16 protein-coding genes and 1 other RNA gene are annotated in these 16,153 nt (G+C 66.3%); 9 read left to right on the top strand and 8 right to left on the bottom strand.

Annotated features, from left to right (window positions below; genetic code table 11):
* Nucleotides 1-44 precede the first annotated feature (44 nt).
* The 5 genes from E4K65_RS41665 to ffs form a co-directional block, all read right to left on the bottom strand.
* The gene (locus E4K65_RS41665; protein WP_135179041.1) at nucleotides 45-482 is read right to left on the bottom strand and encodes a hypothetical protein; all 438 of its coding nucleotides are present in this window, start codon (nucleotides 480-482) and stop codon (nucleotides 45-47) included.
* 30 nt (nucleotides 483-512) lie between these two features.
* Nucleotides 513-1,115, bottom strand: coding sequence for a recombination mediator RecR (gene recR / locus E4K65_RS41660; RefSeq protein WP_025032504.1), 603 nt, complete (start codon nucleotides 1,113-1,115; stop codon nucleotides 513-515).
* A gap of 1 nt (nucleotide 1,116) precedes the next feature.
* Nucleotides 1,117-1,437: a YbaB/EbfC family nucleoid-associated protein gene (locus E4K65_RS41655; protein ID WP_011090837.1), complete on the bottom strand. Its 321-nt coding sequence runs from the start codon at nucleotides 1,435-1,437 to the stop codon at nucleotides 1,117-1,119.
* Between the two features lie 27 nt (nucleotides 1,438-1,464).
* Nucleotides 1,465-3,297, bottom strand: coding sequence for a DNA polymerase III subunit gamma/tau (locus tag E4K65_RS41650; protein WP_135179040.1), 1,833 nt, complete (start codon nucleotides 3,295-3,297; stop codon nucleotides 1,465-1,467).
* Nucleotides 3,298-3,391: 94 nt separating this feature from the next.
* Nucleotides 3,392-3,488: signal recognition particle sRNA small type (gene ffs / locus E4K65_RS41645), an RNA gene on the bottom strand.
* A 184-nt stretch (nucleotides 3,489-3,672) separates the two neighbouring features.
* Here ffs and E4K65_RS41640 point away from each other — a divergent pair.
* The 9 genes from E4K65_RS41640 to E4K65_RS41600 all read left to right on the top strand — a co-directional run bounded on the left by E4K65_RS41640 (nucleotide 3,673) and on the right by E4K65_RS41600 (nucleotide 11,166).
* On the top strand, nucleotides 3,673-4,527 hold the full coding sequence (locus E4K65_RS41640; RefSeq protein ID WP_135179039.1) for a transporter substrate-binding domain-containing protein: 855 nt from the start codon (nucleotides 3,673-3,675) through the stop codon (nucleotides 4,525-4,527).
* A 125-nt stretch (nucleotides 4,528-4,652) separates the two neighbouring features.
* Nucleotides 4,653-5,315, top strand: coding sequence for an amino acid ABC transporter permease (locus E4K65_RS41635; protein ID WP_027547482.1), 663 nt, complete (start codon nucleotides 4,653-4,655; stop codon nucleotides 5,313-5,315).
* The gene (locus E4K65_RS41630; RefSeq protein ID WP_135179038.1) at nucleotides 5,312-6,106 is read left to right on the top strand and encodes an amino acid ABC transporter ATP-binding protein; all 795 of its coding nucleotides are present in this window, start codon (nucleotides 5,312-5,314) and stop codon (nucleotides 6,104-6,106) included. Before E4K65_RS41635 ends, E4K65_RS41630 begins: the two co-directional genes overlap by 4 nt.
* Complete coding sequence (locus E4K65_RS41625) at nucleotides 6,106-6,861, top strand: SDR family NAD(P)-dependent oxidoreductase (protein WP_135179037.1); 756 nt, start codon at nucleotides 6,106-6,108, stop codon at nucleotides 6,859-6,861. The genes E4K65_RS41630 and E4K65_RS41625 overlap by 1 nt, the downstream gene beginning before the upstream one ends.
* Nucleotides 6,858-7,985 (top strand): muconate cycloisomerase family protein, encoded by a 1,128-nt coding sequence (locus tag E4K65_RS41620; RefSeq protein WP_135179036.1) that lies wholly within the window; start codon nucleotides 6,858-6,860, stop codon nucleotides 7,983-7,985. Before E4K65_RS41625 ends, E4K65_RS41620 begins: the two co-directional genes overlap by 4 nt.
* A 267-nt stretch (nucleotides 7,986-8,252) precedes the next feature.
* Entirely contained in the window at nucleotides 8,253-8,672 is a 420-nt protein-coding gene (locus E4K65_RS41615; RefSeq protein ID WP_092187180.1) for an HIT domain-containing protein, read from the top strand.
* 11 nt (nucleotides 8,673-8,683) lie between these two features.
* A complete protein-coding gene (gene nudC, locus E4K65_RS41610) occupies nucleotides 8,684-9,628 on the top strand; it encodes an NAD(+) diphosphatase (protein ID WP_027547487.1) in 945 nt (314 codons plus the stop codon).
* A gap of 13 nt (nucleotides 9,629-9,641) precedes the next feature.
* Nucleotides 9,642-10,589 carry a sugar kinase gene (locus E4K65_RS41605; RefSeq protein WP_135179035.1) on the top strand — a complete coding sequence of 316 codons (948 nt, stop codon included), beginning with the start codon at nucleotides 9,642-9,644 and terminating at the stop codon, nucleotides 10,587-10,589.
* A gap of 67 nt (nucleotides 10,590-10,656) precedes the next feature.
* Nucleotides 10,657-11,166, top strand: coding sequence for an Lrp/AsnC family transcriptional regulator (locus E4K65_RS41600; protein ID WP_027547489.1), 510 nt, complete (start codon nucleotides 10,657-10,659; stop codon nucleotides 11,164-11,166).
* Nucleotides 11,167-11,237: 71 nt separating this feature from the next.
* Here the strand turns inward: E4K65_RS41600 and E4K65_RS41595 are convergent, their stop codons facing one another.
* The 3 genes from E4K65_RS41595 to hrpB all read right to left on the bottom strand — a co-directional run bounded on the left by E4K65_RS41595 (nucleotide 11,238) and on the right by hrpB (nucleotide 16,046).
* Complete coding sequence (locus E4K65_RS41595; protein WP_135179034.1) at nucleotides 11,238-12,737, bottom strand: phosphomannomutase/phosphoglucomutase; 1,500 nt, start codon at nucleotides 12,735-12,737, stop codon at nucleotides 11,238-11,240.
* 192 nt (nucleotides 12,738-12,929) lie between these two features.
* The gene (locus tag E4K65_RS41590) at nucleotides 12,930-13,442 is read right to left on the bottom strand and encodes a TIGR02281 family clan AA aspartic protease (RefSeq protein WP_027547491.1); all 513 of its coding nucleotides are present in this window, start codon (nucleotides 13,440-13,442) and stop codon (nucleotides 12,930-12,932) included.
* 129 nt (nucleotides 13,443-13,571) lie between these two features.
* A complete protein-coding gene (hrpB, locus tag E4K65_RS41585; RefSeq protein WP_167771579.1) occupies nucleotides 13,572-16,046 on the bottom strand; it encodes an ATP-dependent helicase HrpB in 2,475 nt (824 codons plus the stop codon).
* Between the last annotated feature and the right edge of the window lie 107 nt (nucleotides 16,047-16,153).

Raw genomic sequence — 16,153 nt, 5'->3', positions numbered from 1 at the left:
ACGCCTTCGGCTAACCCACCCTACGGCATCTCGATCTGATGCTCCTACTGCTTCTTGATGATGCTCCACTTCGTGACCACGGCTTCGCTCATCTGGCCGGGATCGCTGGCGCAGGCGACTTCGTCGACCTTGACCGAGATCTCCTTGCCGACGAACGACTTCAGCTGCGTGGCCTGCGCGTCGCTGGATGTGACGAGCTGGAAGGTCTCGGGGCCGGTCTCGAGATTGCACAGCCCGTTCGGCGCCGGCAGGCGGCGCGGCTCTGAGGTGATCTGATACATCGCGATCCGCTTGCCGGCATTCTTGACGTCGCGCACCTTCATCGCGTTCAGCTCGCCCGAGAGCACGTCGCCGGTGTTGATCGGCTTGCCGGGCTTGGGCGGCGGCGGCGCCGCGTCCTCCTGCTGCGCGGAGATGGCCGGCGTCACCAGCAGCATCATCGTCGCGACCAAAGCTAATCGAGTGGCGAAAAGTTTCGTCATGTCGTCCGTTCCGTAAGGTCTGTAGGATTGCTAGAACAGGGTTCGCTGCCGCATCGCGGCCGATAGCGTACCTTCATCGAGATAATCAAGCTCGCCGCCGACCGGCACACCATGGGCGAGACGCGTTACTTTTACGTTGGCGTCCTGAAGCAGGTCGGTGATGTAGTGCGCCGTGGTCTGGCCGTCCACCGTCGCGTTCAGCGCCAGGATGATCTCGTGCACCTCGGCAGCATGCGCGCGCGCGACCAGCGCGTCGATGGTGAGGTCCTGCGGACCGACGCCGTCGAGCGGCGACAATGTCGCACCGAGCACATGATAGCGCCCTTGAGTCGCATTGGCCCGCTCCAGCGCCCAGAGGTCGGCGACGTCGGCGACGACCACGATGATCGAGGGATCGCGCTTCGGATCGGTGCAGACGGTGCAGGGATTTTGCGTGTCGATGTTGCCGCAGGTCTTGCAGACCTGGACCTTGTCGAGCGCGACCTGGAGGGCCGAGGACAGCGGCATCATCAGCGCTTCGCGCTTCTTGATCAGATGCAGCGCGGCGCGCCGCGCCGAGCGCGGACCGAGGCCCGGCAGCCGTGCGAGAAGCTGCACCAGCCGCTCGATTTCAGGACCTGCAACCGCGCCCATGTTACTGGCCGAACAGCCCCGGCGGCAGGCCGAGCCCGCCGGTGAGCGACTGCATCTTCTCCTGCACGGCGGCCTCCGCCTTGCGGCGGGCATCACCGAGCGCGGTCACGAGCAGGTCCTCGAGCACCTCGCGCTCTTCCGCCTTCATCAGCGAGGGATCGATCTTCACGCCCTTGACGTCCATCTTCGCGGTCATGCGCACCACGACGAGGCCGCCGCCGGAGATGCCTTCGACCTCCACATTGCCGAGCGCGTCCTGCATCTCCTGCATCTTGGATTGCAGCTGCGCCGCCTGCTTCATCATGCCGAGAAAATCAGCCATAGGTCGGGTGTCCTTGGAAAGATAGGCTCAGAGATCGTCGTCGGTATCGGAACCGTCGGGCGGATCGTCACTGCCATAGTCGGCGTTAATATTGGATTCCGGCGTCTCGGGGGCAAGCCTGCGGACCTCGACAACCTTCGATCCGGGGAAGCGCGACAGCACCTCCTGCACGCGCGGATCGGCCTCAGCGGTACGCGCATGCTCCTGCTTGGCGGCCTGGTTCACCGAACGCAATGTCGGCTGGCCCTGCTCGTTGGAGAAGATCACGGTCCAGCGCCGGCCGGTCCAGAGCTCGAACTTGCGCGCGAGCTCGGTGATCATGGTCTTGGAGGCGTTGGGCTCGAGCGCGACCTCCAGCCGGCCCTCCTCGAAACGGACGAGACGCATGTCGGCTTCGAGCGCACCCTTGGTCAGGAGGTCGCGCTTCTGCCCCGCGAGCGCGACGAGCTGGGTGAAGCTGGTGATGCGCAGCTGGGGTGCTGCGGCTTGCGGATCGGGCGCAGGCGCCGCCATCTGCGGCCGGGCGCCGCCGCCGAACGATGACGGCGAACTCGGCGCGCGCATGGGCGCCGCCTGGGCAACAGGCGCTGCGGAAGCCATCGGCGCAGCCGGCGCACTGCGTGCCGCACTGCCGCCGCTCACGACCGGCGAGCCGCCGCCGTTCTGCTCCAGCATCCGGATCGCCTCGTCCGGCGTCGGCAGGTCGGCGACATAGGCGATGCGCACCAGCACCATCTCGGCGGCCGCGGCCGGCCGCGTCGCGGCCTGCACCTCGGTGATGCCCTTGAGCAGCATCTGCCACATCCGCGACAGCACGCGCATGGAGATTTTCGAGGCGAAATCCCGCGCGCGCACCCGCTCGGTCTCGCCATAGGCGACGTTGTCGGCGGTCGCCGGCACGATCTTCACGCGGGTGACGAAATTGACGAACTCGGCGAGGTCCGAGAGCACGACGATCGGATCGGCGCCGACGTCGTACTGGTCGCGGAACTCCTTGAAGGCGGCGGCGATGTCGCCGCGCGCCAGCGAATCGAACAGGTCGATCACACGCGTCCGATCGGCGAGCCCCAGCATCTGCCTGACCGCATCGGCTTTCACCGTGCCTGCCGCATGCGCGATCGCCTGGTCGAGCAGCGACAGCGAATCGCGCACGGAGCCTTCCGCGGCGCGCGCGATGATGCCGAGCGCCTCGGGCTCGATCTCGACGCTTTCCTTCGCGGCGATGCTGGCAAGGTGCTTCATCAGCACGTCGGCCTCGACCCGGCGCAGATCGAAGCGCTGGCAGCGCGACAGCACCGTGACGGGAACCTTGCGGATCTCCGTCGTCGCGAACACGAACTTGGCGTGCTCCGGCGGTTCCTCCAGCGTCTTCAGGAAGGCGTTGAACGCCGCCGTCGACAGCATGTGGACTTCGTCGATGATGTAGACCTTGTAGCGGGCGCTGGCTGGCGCGTAGCGCACGCTGTCATTGATCTGGCGGACGTCGTCGACGCCGGTATGCGAGGCCGCGTCCATCTCCAGCACGTCCATGTGCCGGCTTTCCATGATCGCCTGGCAATGCACGCCGAGTGTCGGCATGTGGATGGTCGGGCCCTTCACCGAGCCATCCGGCATCTCGTAGTTGAGTGCACGGGCCAGGATGCGCGCAGTGGTGGTCTTGCCGACGCCGCGGACGCCGGTGAGGATCCAGGCCTGCGGGATGCGCCCGGTCTCGAACGCGTTGGAGACGGTGCGGACCACGGCCTCCTGGCCGATCAGATCGTCGAAAGAGGAGGGGCGGTATTTGCGCGCCAGCACCCGGTAGGGCGTGCCAGCCTGGCTGGCGCTATTGGAATTGGGAGGGGCGCCAGCGTCGGTCATCGGTCGATCCGCAATGAAATCTCTCTCGGCCGGCTCTTGCGGAAAGGAGCGCGCTGGCGGCAGGGCCGCCGGCGCAATTCGCTCGGAAAAACAGGTAGGAGACTGACGAGCGACCCGATCCGGACCTCGTTAGGGCTGCTTCCTTCCGGACCTGACCCGGTTGGCGAGTGGCTCGTCCACCGCCAATCTCCCGGTCCCTATTTGGGGCCAAAGGAAGCGGAAAGCAAGCGGGTATCAGCCTGAACGGGTTGGGTTTGCCCAGCATCCGGGCAAATCCGGATCTGCCCAGCCGACAGGCTGTGCTTTCGCTGATGAGACCACCTTGCTAAGAACGCTGCCGGAACTCCCCTTCAACCAGAAAAGCGATTGATCCCAATGGTTACACGTCGTGATGTTGCATCGATTGTCGGACTTGGCGCCGTTGGCGCGATGGCCGCGGGCGCACTGGCGTCCCCGGCTGTTGCCCAGGCCGCCGATCCGAACGAATCAACCTTCGCCCGTATCCGCCGCAGCAAGAAGATGCGGATCGGCGCGGTCGCCGGCGGCGCGCCCTATTACATGAAGGATCTCGCCAGCGGCCAGTGGAAGGGCTTTTACGTCGACATCGCCAAGGCGCTCGCCGACGACATGGAAGCCGAGCTCGAGATCACCGAGACCACCTGGGGCAACTCGGTGCTGGACCTGCAGTCCAACAAGATCGACATTTTCTTCGGCCTGAACCCGACCCCGAAGCGCGCGCTGGTGGTCGATTTCTCGGTGCCGGTCTTCAACAACGCCTTCGGCATCCTCTGCAAGAAGGACTTCAAGCCGAAGAGCTGGGCCGAGCTGAACTCGCCCGACGTCAAGATCGCGGTCGACCAGGGCTCCTCGCACGATCAGGTCGTCAGCCGCCTGACGCCGAAGGCGCAGATCTCGCGCCTGAAGACCGCGGACGACGCCACCGCCGCGCTCCAGACCGGCCGCGTCGACGCCCAGTGCCTGATCACCATGCTGTCGCTGACCGTGCTGAAGAAGAACCCCTCGCTCGGCCAGTTCGTGCTGCCGACCCCGATCTTCGCCACCACGTCGAACGCCGGCTTCCGCCGCGAGGCCGACAAGACCTGGCGCGACTACGTCAACACCTGGATCGACTTCAACAAGGGCCTCGGCTTCATCCGCAACGCGATCATCACCAACATGGAGCTGGTGGGCGTGACCGAAGCGGACATTCCGCCGGGCGTTTCGCTGTAAGCTTCCACTGTCATTCCGGGGCGATGCGAAGCATCGAACCCGGAATCTCGAGATTCCGGGTTCGCCCTTCGGGCGCCCCGGAATGACGGTGTAAGCGGTTAGCCGCACGACGAGTAAACGCACGCATGTATCATTGGGACTTCGGCATCCTCTGGAGCTATCGCTGGCTCTTTCTCAACGGGCTCGGCGTCACCGTCGGCTTCACCGTGGTCATCGTGGTGCTCGGCCTCGTCTTCGGCCTGTTCGGGGCGTTCGGCAGCCTGTCGCGCTTCAAGGCGGTGCGCCTCGTCGCGCTCACCTTCATCGAGGCGTTCCGCTGCACGCCGATCCTGGTGCAGCTGATCTGGTTCTATTACGCGCTGCCGATCCTCGCCGGCGTCGAGATGACGCCGATCACGGCCTCGGCGCTGGCGCTCTCGCTCTATGGCGGCTCGTTCTATTCGGAGATCATCCGCGGCGGCATCGTCTCGATCGACAAGGGCCAGTCCGAAGCGGGTGCCGCGCTCGGCATGACCCCTGGCCAGGCGATGCGGCGCATCGTGCTGCCGCAGGCGATCAAGCGCATGATCCCGGCGCTGATGAACCAGTCGATCATCCAGTTCAAGAACACCTCGCTGGTCTCGGTGCTGGCGGTGCCCGACCTGGTCTATCAAAGCCAGGTCGCAGCCCATGACAGCTACCGGCCGCTGGAGACCTACACCGCGGTCGCGGTCGCCTATGCTGCGATCCTGATCCCGCTCACCATCATCGTCCGGCGCGGCGAGAAGCGACTGGCGGTCGGCGAATGAACGACATTTCGAAGATCGAGATCCGGGCCTTGCGCAAGAGCTTCGGCAGCAACGAGGTCCTGAAGAACATCAGTCTCGACGTCGCCAAGGGCGGCGTGGTGGCGCTGATCGGGCCATCAGGCTCAGGCAAGTCCACCCTGCTCCGCTGCATCAATCTGCTGGTCGTGCCCGACGGCGGCAGCGTCCGTGTCGGGGATACGCGCTTTTCGTTCGGCGATGGCTCGAAGCTGCCCGACGTGAAGACGCTGGCGAAATTCCGCGCCACCACCGGCATGGTGTTCCAGCACTTCAACCTGTTCCCGCACATGACCACGCTCCAGAACGTGATGGAGGGACCGGTCACGGTGCGGCGCATGGCCAGGGCGGATGCCGAGACCCTCGCGCGCGCGCAGCTCGCCAAGGTCGGGCTTGCGGAAAAGGCCGACCAGTATCCGGCGACGCTCTCGGGCGGACAGAAGCAGCGCGTCGCGATCGCCCGTGCGCTCGCGATGGAGCCGGACGTGATGCTGTTCGACGAAGCCACCTCGGCGCTCGACCCTGAACTCGTCGGCGAGGTGCTCGCCGTGATGCAGCGGCTGGCGTCGGAAGGCATGACCATGGTGATCGTGACCCATGAGATCGCTTTCGCCCGCGAGGTCGCCGACCGCCTGATCTTCATGCGCGACGGTGTCGTCGTCGAGGAAGGCCCGGCGCGGCAGGTGATCGACAATCCGCAGGAAGCCGCAACGCGTGCCTTCCTCAGCCATTTCCACCGCACCGGCGCATTGCCGCCGGCCAACGCTACATCGTGATGCCCAATATCGATCGCGCCTATCTCGTCACCGGTGCCGCCAGCGGCATCGGCCGCGCCACCGCAAGACTGCTCGCGGCGCCCGGCACCGCGCTGCTGCTGCACACGCGCTCCAACGCGGCCGGCCTCGATGCCACCGCGGTGGAAGCCGAAGCGAAAGGCGCTGTTGTTGCAAAATGCCTCGGCGACCTCGCCGAGGAAGTCGCGGCCACCGATGCAATCGCCGCTACACAAAACGCTTTCGGTCGGCTGGATGGATTGATCCTGGTGGGCGGCCACGCCCGCCGCGGCAGCGCGATCGGCACGCCGGCGGATCAATTCCGCCAGGCGATGGACGAATCCGCGCTGGCCTTTACGCGTCTGGTCGACGCCGCGCTGCCGCTGCTGCGCGCTGGCCGCGACGCACGGATCGTGGCGGTGTCGTCCTTCGTGGCCCACGCGATCCGCCCCGAATTCGCGCCGTTCGCAGCGACGGCTGCGAGCCGTTCCGCGCTGGAAGCCTTGGTGCGGCTCACCGCAGTTGAACTGGCCAGCGACGGCATCACCGTCAACGCGGTGGCGCCGGGCCTCATCGTCAAGGACAAGCCAAGCGAAAGCCGGCTGTCACCCGAGCAGATCGCCGCAACCGAGGCGCTGATCCCGATGCGCCGCCGCGGGCGGCCGGAGGAAGTGGCCGAGATCATCGCCTTCCTGGCGTCGCCCAAAGCATCCTACGTCACCGGCCAGGTCTGGCACGTCAATGGAGGCCTGACATGACCGAAGCGACCGTCGCACGCATCAGGCTGTTCCTGATCGAAAGCCCGATCAAGATGGCGCGCCTGCAAGGCGTCGGCAACGTCAAGGGCACGGTGAAGCGCGTGCTCCTCGAGCTCACTGCGAGCGACGGCGTGGTCGGCTGGGGCGAGGCGGCGCCGTGGGAGGTGTTCACGGGAACGCCGGAGGCGGCGTTCTCCGCGCTCGACATCTATCTGCGGCCGATCCTGCTCGGCAAGCCGGTCCGCCGCATCCGCGCGCTGATGGCGGAGCTCGACCGCGCACTGGTCGGCCATGCCGAGGCCAAGGTCGCAATCGAGATGGCGCTGCTCGACATCGTCGGCAAATCGTCGGGGCTGTCGGTCGCCGACCTGCTCGGCGGCCGGGTGCGCGACACCATCCCGCTCTCCTTCTCGATCGCCGATCCGGACTTTTCCGCCGATCTCGAACGCATGCGAAAAATGGTTCCGGACGGCAATGTCATCTACAAGGTCAAGACCGGCGTGAAGCCGCATCGCGAGGATCTCGATCACCTCGAGGCGATCCGGAAAGAATTCGGCGACAAGGTCGATCTGCGCGTGGACTACAACCAGGCGCTGGCGCCGTTCGGCGCCATCAAGATCCTGCGCGATGTCGAACAGTTCGCGCCGACCTTCATCGAGCAGCCGGTGCCGCGCAAATATCTCGACGTCATGGCGCATCTGACCGCGGCGCTGGAAACGCCCGTGCTCGCCGACGAAAGCTGTTTCGACCGCCGCGACATGATGGAGGTGGTGCGCCGCGAGGCGGCCGATGCCGTCTCGATCAAGCTGATGAAGGCCGGCGGCCTGTTCGAGGCGCAGGCGATCATGGCGATCGCCGACATCGCCGGCCTGCCCGGCTATGGCGGCACGCTGTGGGAGGGCGGCATCGGCCTTGCCGCCGGCACGCAGCTGATCGCGGCCACGCCCGGCATCTCGCTCGGCTGCGAATTCTACATGCCGCATCATGTGCTAACCGAGGACGTGCTGGAAGAGCGCGTCGCCAACCGCGCCGGCCAAGTCGTGGTGCCGGACGGCCCCGGCCTCGGCATCCGCGTCAGCGAAGCCTCGGTCCGCGCCAATGCGCGGGTGCTCGCGGAGGCGTAAGACGTCGCCACAAATTCGCTGTCGTCCCGGCGAAGGCGGGACCCATAACCACAGGATCGAGTTTGACGAAGATTCCGGGTTGCCAGCTCGCGCAATAACCACTCCCTGTGGTTATAGGTCCCGGATCTGCGCGCGCTTGGGGCGCGCTTGTCCGGGACGACGACCGCGTATGCGGTGACAGCGGGGCCGAATCCTTCCCCTATCGGAATCGGTATCGTATGGTCGGCCCCAACAAGCCCGCCCCGCCGGGCCATCCGGAAAACCTTCATGCCCGAACCCGCCTGGTCGCTGCACTCCCGCCTGAAAGAGGACACCATCGACATCGGCGACCTGCCGTTGTCGAAGGTGCTGGTCATCAAGGACGCGCATTATCCCTGGCTGCTGCTGGTGCCGCGGCGCCCCGATGCGGTCGAGATCATCGATCTCGACGAGGTGCAGCAGGCGCAGCTGATGACCGAGATCTCCCGCGTCTCGCGCGCGCTGAAGGAGATCACCAAATGCGACAAGCTCAATATCGCGGCGCTCGGCAACCTCGTGCCGCAGCTTCACGTCCACATCATCGCCCGCCGCACCGGTGACGCCGCCTGGCCGCGGCCGGTCTGGGGCGTGATGCAGCCCTTGGCGCACGACGCCACCGAGGTGCAGAATTTCATCAGCGCGCTTCGCCGAAAAATCTGGTTGGGTTGAAAGAACAAGAAATGTCAGCATTCGACGCATTTCCGCTGGGGCAGCCGGCCTTCGTCACCAACGTCCTCGACCGCGCCGCGCATCTGCGCCGCGACGACGAAAAGCTGTTCGCGCTGGAGCAGAAGCCGACCTCGCGCGCCTATGTGGTCCATCGCGACTCGCTGCTGGTGAAGCGCGAGGGCGAAAAGGTGCGCGCGCTGCTGGGAATCGACGAGGCGCTGAAATGCGGTGCCAATCCCGGCACGATCTTCCTAGGGCTGCGCGACGGCGCCGCTGTATTCGGCATGGGCCTGTCGCAAGCCGCCGCCGAGAAGCTGGTCGGCCGCGAGGACTACAGCCTCACCGAGCTGCGCGGCATGGCCATGCAGGGGGCGATTCGCCCCGACGAGCTCTCGGCGGTCGCGATGGCGAAGTCGATGGTGAGCTGGCACCAGCGCCACGGCTATTGCGCCAATTGCGGCACGCGCAGCGCGATGAAGGAAGGCGGCTGGAAGCGCGATTGCCCTGCCTGCAAGGCGGAGCATTTTCCGCGCACCGATCCGGTCGTGATCATGCTGGTCGCCTCCGGAGAAAAATGCCTGCTCGGCCGCCAGAAGCAGTTTCCGCCAGGCATGTTTTCGTGCCTTGCCGGCTTCGTCGAGGCCGCCGAGACCATCGAGGACGCGGTGCGCCGCGAGATCCTCGAGGAGTCCGGCATCCGCTGCACCGACGTGCAGTATTACATGACGCAGCCGTGGCCTTATCCGTCGTCGCTGATGATCGGCTGCAGCGCGCGGGCGCTGAACGAGGACATTGTCGTCGACCACTCCGAGCTGGAGGATGCGCGCTGGTTCACGCGCGAGGAGGCGGCCCTGATGCTGACGCGGACGCATCCCGACGGGCTCGCCGGCCCGCATCCCTTCGCCATCGCCCATCATCTGCTCGGCCGCTGGGTGCACGACAAGAGCGGCGCTTGAGCTGAGGCCAGCGATGGCCGGGATCGCACCGCGCATCCTCTGCATCGGCATCCCCGTACGCGACCTGACCTTTCGCGTGGAGGCCGTGCCCGCGCGCGGCAGCAAGGCGAACGCCACGCATCTTGCCGAGATCTGCGGCGGCAACGCGCTCAATGCCGCGATCGCGATGGCACGGCTTGGTGGCCGCGTCGCGTTCGCAGGTCCCATGGGCGATGCGCGGGAGACGTCGAGCGGTTTCATTCTCGAACGGATGGCGAAGGAAGGCATCGACACAAGCCATGTCGTGCGCATGCCTGATGTGACCACGCCCGTCTCCGCGATCATGATCGAGCCCTCCGGCGAGCGGACACTCACGATCTATCGCGATCCCGGCCTGTGGAGCGTGGAGCTGCCGGACGCCGACGTCCTGCTCGCAGATTGTCGGGCGGTCCTCGTCGAAAGCCGCTGTGCTGCGTTCGCGACCTCCCTCTGCACCGAGGCGCGCCGGCGCGGCATCCCCGTCGTCGTCGGCGTCGACCGCGCGATGTCTTTGCAGGACAGCCTGCTCACGGCCGCCTCGCACCTGCTGTTCGCCAGTGAACAGGTGCAGGAGAGTGCCGGTATCGCCGACGACGGCGAGGCATTGAGGCACCTGGCGAAGCTGACGCCGGCCTTCCTCGCCGCCACCCGCGGTCCCCTCGGTACGATCTGGCTGAACGAGACGGGCGAGTTGGAGGAGACGCCGGCCTTCCCGGTCCAGGCGGTCGATACGCTTGGCGCAGGCGATGTCTTCCATGGCGCCTTCACGCTCCGCCTCGCCGAGGGAGAGGGGGTGCGCGAGGCGCTGCGATTCGCCGCGGCGGCTGCAGCGCTGAAATGTACCCGCCATGGTGGCGGTCTGGCAGCCCCACAACGCCTTGAAGTTGAACAGCTTTTGCACATGCCGCCTGCGGCGGCGCGCAGCCGGCCGGCGCGATTATAGGCTTGCCGTGGAATGATTTTCTCTATATCAGGGGAATCTGCCCATGAAATGGAACAAAGTTCTTCAAATGACTGACCTCGCTGTCCAGATCCCCGAGACCAGCCGCCGCCTCGACGCCATCGACCGCAAGATCCTGATGGTACTCCAGGAGGATGCCTCCCTCTCCGTCGCCGAGATCGGCGACCGTGTCGGCCTGTCCTCGACCCCCTGCTGGAAGCGCATCCAGCGGCTGGAGGCCGACGGCGTGATCCTGAAGCGGGTCGCCCTGGTCGACCAGAACAAGATCGGGCTCGGCATCTCCGTGTTCGTCTCGGTGGAGAGTGCCGACCATTCCGACGCCTGGCTCAAGAAGTTCGCCGAAGCCGTCAGCGCCATGCCCGAGGTGATGGAGTTCTACCGGATGGCCGGCGACGTCGACTACATGCTGCGCGTCGTGGTCGCGGACATGCAGGCCTATGACGTGTTCTACAAGAAGCTGATCAGCGCCGTGCCGCTGAAGAACGTCACCTCGCGCTTCGCGATGGAGAAGATCAAGTCGGTCACCGCGCTGCCGATCCCGGCGGTGGTGGCGGCGTAAGAGCTCACCACACGAAAAGTGTCATCGCCCGGCTTGACCGGGCGATCCAGTATTCGGTGATACCGGCCCTCTCAGATCTTCTGATTGTACTCGCCGACTTCGGGATGCGTGCGCAGCACGCTGTTCACCATCTCGAACATGTCGTGCATGCGCTGCTCGGAGACCGGGCTCTCGACCACGACGACGAGCTCGGGCTTGTTGGAGGAGGCGCGCACCAGGCCCCAGCTGCCGTCCTCGACCGTGACGCGCACGCCGTTGACGGTGACGAGGTCGCGGATCGCCTGGCCGCCGATCTTGGCGCCCTTCGCCTGCAGGCCTTCGAAATGCTTCACGACCTTGTCGATGACGCCGTATTTGACCTCGTCGCCGCAATGCGGCGACATGGTCGGCGACGACCAGGTTTTTGGCAGTGCGTTCTTCAGATCAGCCATCGATTTGCCGGGCGCGCGGTCGAGCATGTCGCAGATCGCGATCGCCGACACCAGGCCGTCGTCATAGCCGCGCCCGTACGGCTTGTTGAAGAAGAAGTGGCCGGATTTCTCGAAGCCCGCGAGCGCGCCCATCTCGTTGGTGCGGCGCTTCATGTAGGAATGGCCGGTCTTCCAATAGGCGACCTTCGCGCCCTGCTTCTGGAGAACAGGATCGGTGACGAACAGGCCGGTCGACTTCACGTCGACGACGAACTGCGCGTCCTTGTGGATCGCCGACATGTCGCGGGCGAGCATCACGCCGACCTTGTCGGCAAAGATCTCCTCGCCGGTGTTGTCGACGACGCCGCAGCGGTCGCCGTCGCCGTCGAAGCCGAGCCCGACATCGGCCTTGTGCTGCAGCACGGCGTCGCGGATCGCGTGCAGCATCTCCATGTCTTCAGGATTCGGATTGTATTTCGGGAAAGTGTGGTCGAGCTCGGTGTCGAGCGGGATCACGTCGCAGCCGATCGCCTCCAGCACCTGCGGCGCGAACGCGCCGGCGGTGCCGTTGCCGCAGGCCGCGACAACCTTGAGCTTGCGCGTCAGCTTCGGACGGCTGGTGAGATCGGCGATGTAGCGCGCCGGATAATTCTCGTGGAACTGATAGGAGCCGCCGACCTTGTTCTTGAACTCGGCGCCCAGCACGATCTCCTTGAGCCGTGTCATCTCGTCCGGGCCGAACGTCAGCGGACGGTTGGCGCCCATCTTCACGCCGGTCCAGCCATTGTCGTTGTGCGAGGCCGTGACCATCGCGCAGCAGGGCACGTCGAGGTCGAACTGCGCGAAATAGGCCATCGGCGTCACCGCCAGCCCGATGTCGTGCACCTTACATCCCGCGGCCATCAGGCCGGAGATCAGCGCGTATTTGATCGAGGCCGAATAGCCGCGGAAATCATGGCCGGTGACGATCTCCTGCTTGACGCCGAGTTCCGCGATCAGCGCGCCTAGCCCCATGCCGAGCGCCTGGATTCCCATCAGGTTGATTTCCTTCTGGAACAGCCAGCGCGCGTCGTATTCGCGAAAACCCGTGGGTTTCACCATCGGCTCGGATTCGAAGGCGTAGGTGTTGGGCAACAAGACGGATTTCGGCTTGGGAAACATTGAGACGGTCTCGTGAAAGGGGGGCAGGATCTGATGCAGCCTTAGCGAATGCCAGGCCGCCGCGGAAGGCGGGATTGGCAGCTTGTGGCTTATAATTGCGGCAGTTTGGTAACAGGGAAAACCTGACCGCGACAGCGGTCGAAACAGAGGCGTTTTTTGAAATATACGGTCGCAGGCGCCCTTGGGAGACCCTTACTGCTCCAGCACCATCTGGCCGTTGGCGTACTCAAAACGCTTCAGGCGGGACAGGAAGGAGAGGCCGAGCAGGTTTTCCGATAGCGCCTCGTCCGGCAGCACCATGGCCTCGACGTCGCGCACGACGAGGCCGCCGACCTCCAGCATGGCGATGCGGGTGCGCGCGGCCTTGATCGTGCCGTTGGCGGTGGAGACGGTGGCGTTGTATTCGCTGCGCGAGGGACGCAGGCCGAAGCGGGCGGCCGAGGTCTCGTTCAGCGCAACCACGGAGGCGCCGGTGTCGACCATGAAGCCGATGCGCTGACCATCGATCCGGCCCTCGGTCTGGAAATGGCCGCGGCCGTCGCGGCCAATGGCGAGGCTGCGGCCACCGGCCGGCGCGGTGGCTGCGACCGCCACCGTCGTGCGCGGCGCTGACGTGGCGGAAGCGGAGCTCATCCTGTCCGCCATCTGCGCCATGAAGGTGCCGAGGCCGATCATGATGGCCGCGAAGATCATTATGTTACGCATCACACCACTTCCGAGCCGGAAAGCTCGATTTCACCACGCGACACGACCGCCCGCGAGCGACGCTGCGGCCGGACCATTGCCATTTTGACGAAAAGGATGAGCGGACGGTTAATGCGGGTTCGTGATTTCTCAGGTGCCGCGCGGTTTGACCCGCCGGGTCGGCAGTGCGTTCGCCGGATCTTCCGGCCAGGGATGGCGCGGGTAGCGGCCGCGCAGGTCGGAGCGCACCGCGGCGTAGCTGCCGCGCCAGAAGCCCGGGAGATCCCGCGTCACCTGCACCGGGCGTTGCGCCGGCGACAGCAATTCCAGCACCAGCGGCACCTTGCCGGCCGCAATCGACGGATGGGTGTTGAGCCCGAACAACTCCTGGAGCCGCACCGCGATGGTCGGGCCCTGCTCGGCCTCGTAGTCGATCGCGAGCACGGTGCCGGTCGGCGCCTCGAAATGCGTCGGCGCTTCGCGGTCGAGCCGCGCGCGCATCTCCCACGGCAACAGCGCCATCAGCGCATCGGAGAGATCGCCGGCGGAGATATCCTTGAGCGCAATCTTGTCGTAGAGCGCGGGCACCAGCCAATCGTCGCGCCGCGCGATCAGCCCGTCGTCGGACAGATCGGGCCAGCTGTCGCCTTCGGCCTTGCGCAGGAACATCACGCGGTCGCGCCATTGTTTGGCCGCCTTCGACCAGGGCAACCGGTCGAGGCCGGCGGCGATCAGCCCATCGGCGAGGATGCGTGGAGTCTCCTCCGACGGCGACACGGCCAGCGTCGCTTCAGAGAGCGTGATCGCATGCAGCGCGCGCTTGCGCCGCGCGCGCAGCGCCATCGCGCCGCGGTCGAACGAGGTCTCGTCGACGGTCTCGATATGCTCGGCGAAATGCCGCTCGATGTCGTCCTCAGTGATTTGCGCGGCGAGCAAGATGCGCCCGCTCGCGGCCGTTCCCGTCATTTCGCCGATCGCGATATAGGGCGCGCGGGCGAGCGACGAGGTTTGCTCGACGGCGGCGCCGCGGCCGTTGGCAAGCACGAAGCTGCCATTGCCGCGATTGCGGGCAACGCGGTCCGGAAAGGCATAGGCGAGCATCAGGCCGGTCGAGAGATCTTCCTGCTGCCCCGCCTTCTCCGACGCCGCGACCTGCGAGGCCCAGCGCCGGGCGAGGTCGCGCGCACTCGACGCGCGCGGCGAGCGGTCGCGGCGGAACTGGTCGCGCCGGTACTCGAGATCGGCGCTGTCGCCGCCGAGCCCGCGCTCGGTGAGGATGGCAGCGATCTCGGCGGCGGCCTCGCCGCTGCCTGCGCGGTGCGAATCCACGATCATGCGCGCCAGCCGCGGCGGCAATGCCAGCGCGCGCAGGCTCCTTCCTTCCGCGGTGATGCGGCCGTCGCCGTCCAGCGCGTTGAGCTCGCTGAGAAGGCTCTTGGCTTCCTTCCAGGCCGGCTGCGGCGGCGGGTCGAGGAACGACAGCGCGGCGGGATCGGCGACGCCCCACTGCGCCAGATCGAGCACCAGCGAGGACAGATCGGCGCTGAGGATTTCCGGCTGGGTGTAGGGCGCAAGCGAGGCCGTCTGCGGCTCGTCCCAGAGCCGGTAGCAGACGCCGGGCTCGGTGCGGCCAGCGCGGCCGCGGCGCTGGTCGACCGCCGCGCGCGAGGCGCGCACGGTCTCGAGCCGCGTCAGGCCGATATCGGGCTCGTAGCGCGGCACGCGGGCAAGACCTGAATCGACCACGATGCGCACGCCTTCGATGGTGAGCGAGGTCTCCGCGATCGAGGTCGCCAGCACCACCTTGCGCGTGCCCTTCGGCGCCGGCGCAATGGCGCGATCCTGCACGGCGGCATCGAGCGCGCCGAACAGCGGCACGATCTCGATACTGGCGTCCTGCACGCGCTCGGCCAGAAAATTCTGGGTGCGGCGGATTTCGGCGGCGCCGGGCAGGAACGCCAGCACCGAACCGCTGTCGGCGCGCAGCGCAGACGCGATCGCATCCGCCATCTGCCGCTCGATCGGCGCATCCGCCTTGCGGCCGAGATAGCGCGTCTCGACCGGAAAGGCGCGGCCCTCGCTTTCGACGACGGGCGCCTCGCCGAGCAGCCTTGCGACGCGGGCGCCGTCGAGCGTTGCCGACATCACGAGAATGCGCAGATCCTCGCGCAGGCCGGTTTGCGCGTCGCGCGCCAGTGCAAGGCCGAGATCGGCGTCGAGCGAACGCTCGTGGAATTCGTCGAACAGGACGGCGGCAACGCCGGAGAGCTCGGGATCGTCCATGATCTGGCGGGTGAAGATGCCTTCGGTCACGACCTCGATGCGTGTCGCGCGCGAGATTTTCGAGCCGAAACGGACGCGATAACCGACGGTCTCACCTGCCCGCTCGCCGAGCGACTTGGCCATGCGGTCGGCGCTGGCGCGCGCCGCGATGCGCCGCGGCTCCAGCACGATGATCTTCTTAGCCTTGGCCCAGGGCGCATCGAGCAGCGCCAGCGGCACGCGCGTGGTCTTGCCGGCGCCGGGCGGCGCCACCAGCACGGCCGCATTGTGTGCCTCGAGCGTGCGCGACAAATCGCCGAGCACGGCATCGATCGGGAGGGGCGTGTCGAAGTTGCGGGGCAAAATCTCGCTTCCGTCATCACCCGCGCATGCGGGTGATCCAGTAAACTCGGATCCCGGTTGTCACGAAGATCGCGGATTACTGGATACCCCGCCTTCGCGGGGTATGA

This window comes from Bradyrhizobium niftali (genome assembly GCF_004571025.1).
GTDB lineage: Bacteria > Pseudomonadota > Alphaproteobacteria > Rhizobiales > Xanthobacteraceae > Bradyrhizobium > Bradyrhizobium niftali.
This window is presented reverse-complemented; position numbering and strand designations above follow the sequence as displayed.

What these genes read in the sequence shown, in the direction of transcription:
- E4K65_RS41615 (WP_092187180.1), top strand. Translation starts at nt 8,253, where the DNA reads ATGCCCGAACCCGCCTGGTCGCTGCACTCCCGCCTGAAAGAGGACACC.
- recR (WP_025032504.1), bottom strand. Translation starts at nt 1,115, where the DNA reads ATGGGCGCGGTTGCAGGTCCTGAAATCGAGCGGCTGGTGCAGCTTCTC.
- E4K65_RS41605 (WP_135179035.1), top strand. Translation starts at nt 9,642, where the DNA reads ATGGCCGGGATCGCACCGCGCATCCTCTGCATCGGCATCCCCGTACGC.
- nudC (WP_027547487.1), top strand. Translation starts at nt 8,684, where the DNA reads ATGTCAGCATTCGACGCATTTCCGCTGGGGCAGCCGGCCTTCGTCACC.
- E4K65_RS41665 (WP_135179041.1), bottom strand. Translation starts at nt 482, where the DNA reads ATGACGAAACTTTTCGCCACTCGATTAGCTTTGGTCGCGACGATGATG.
- E4K65_RS41640 (WP_135179039.1), top strand. Translation starts at nt 3,673, where the DNA reads ATGGTTACACGTCGTGATGTTGCATCGATTGTCGGACTTGGCGCCGTT.
- E4K65_RS41595 (WP_135179034.1), bottom strand. Translation starts at nt 12,737, where the DNA reads ATGTTTCCCAAGCCGAAATCCGTCTTGTTGCCCAACACCTACGCCTTC.
- E4K65_RS41630 (WP_135179038.1), top strand. Translation starts at nt 5,312, where the DNA reads ATGAACGACATTTCGAAGATCGAGATCCGGGCCTTGCGCAAGAGCTTC.
- E4K65_RS41650 (WP_135179040.1), bottom strand. Translation starts at nt 3,297, where the DNA reads ATGACCGACGCTGGCGCCCCTCCCAATTCCAATAGCGCCAGCCAGGCT.
- E4K65_RS41590 (WP_027547491.1), bottom strand. Translation starts at nt 13,442, where the DNA reads ATGCGTAACATAATGATCTTCGCGGCCATCATGATCGGCCTCGGCACC.
- E4K65_RS41600 (WP_027547489.1), top strand. Translation starts at nt 10,657, where the DNA reads ATGACTGACCTCGCTGTCCAGATCCCCGAGACCAGCCGCCGCCTCGAC.
- E4K65_RS41625 (WP_135179037.1), top strand. Translation starts at nt 6,106, where the DNA reads ATGCCCAATATCGATCGCGCCTATCTCGTCACCGGTGCCGCCAGCGGC.
- E4K65_RS41635 (WP_027547482.1), top strand. Translation starts at nt 4,653, where the DNA reads ATGTATCATTGGGACTTCGGCATCCTCTGGAGCTATCGCTGGCTCTTT.
- E4K65_RS41620 (WP_135179036.1), top strand. Translation starts at nt 6,858, where the DNA reads ATGACCGAAGCGACCGTCGCACGCATCAGGCTGTTCCTGATCGAAAGC.
- E4K65_RS41655 (WP_011090837.1), bottom strand. Translation starts at nt 1,437, where the DNA reads ATGGCTGATTTTCTCGGCATGATGAAGCAGGCGGCGCAGCTGCAATCC.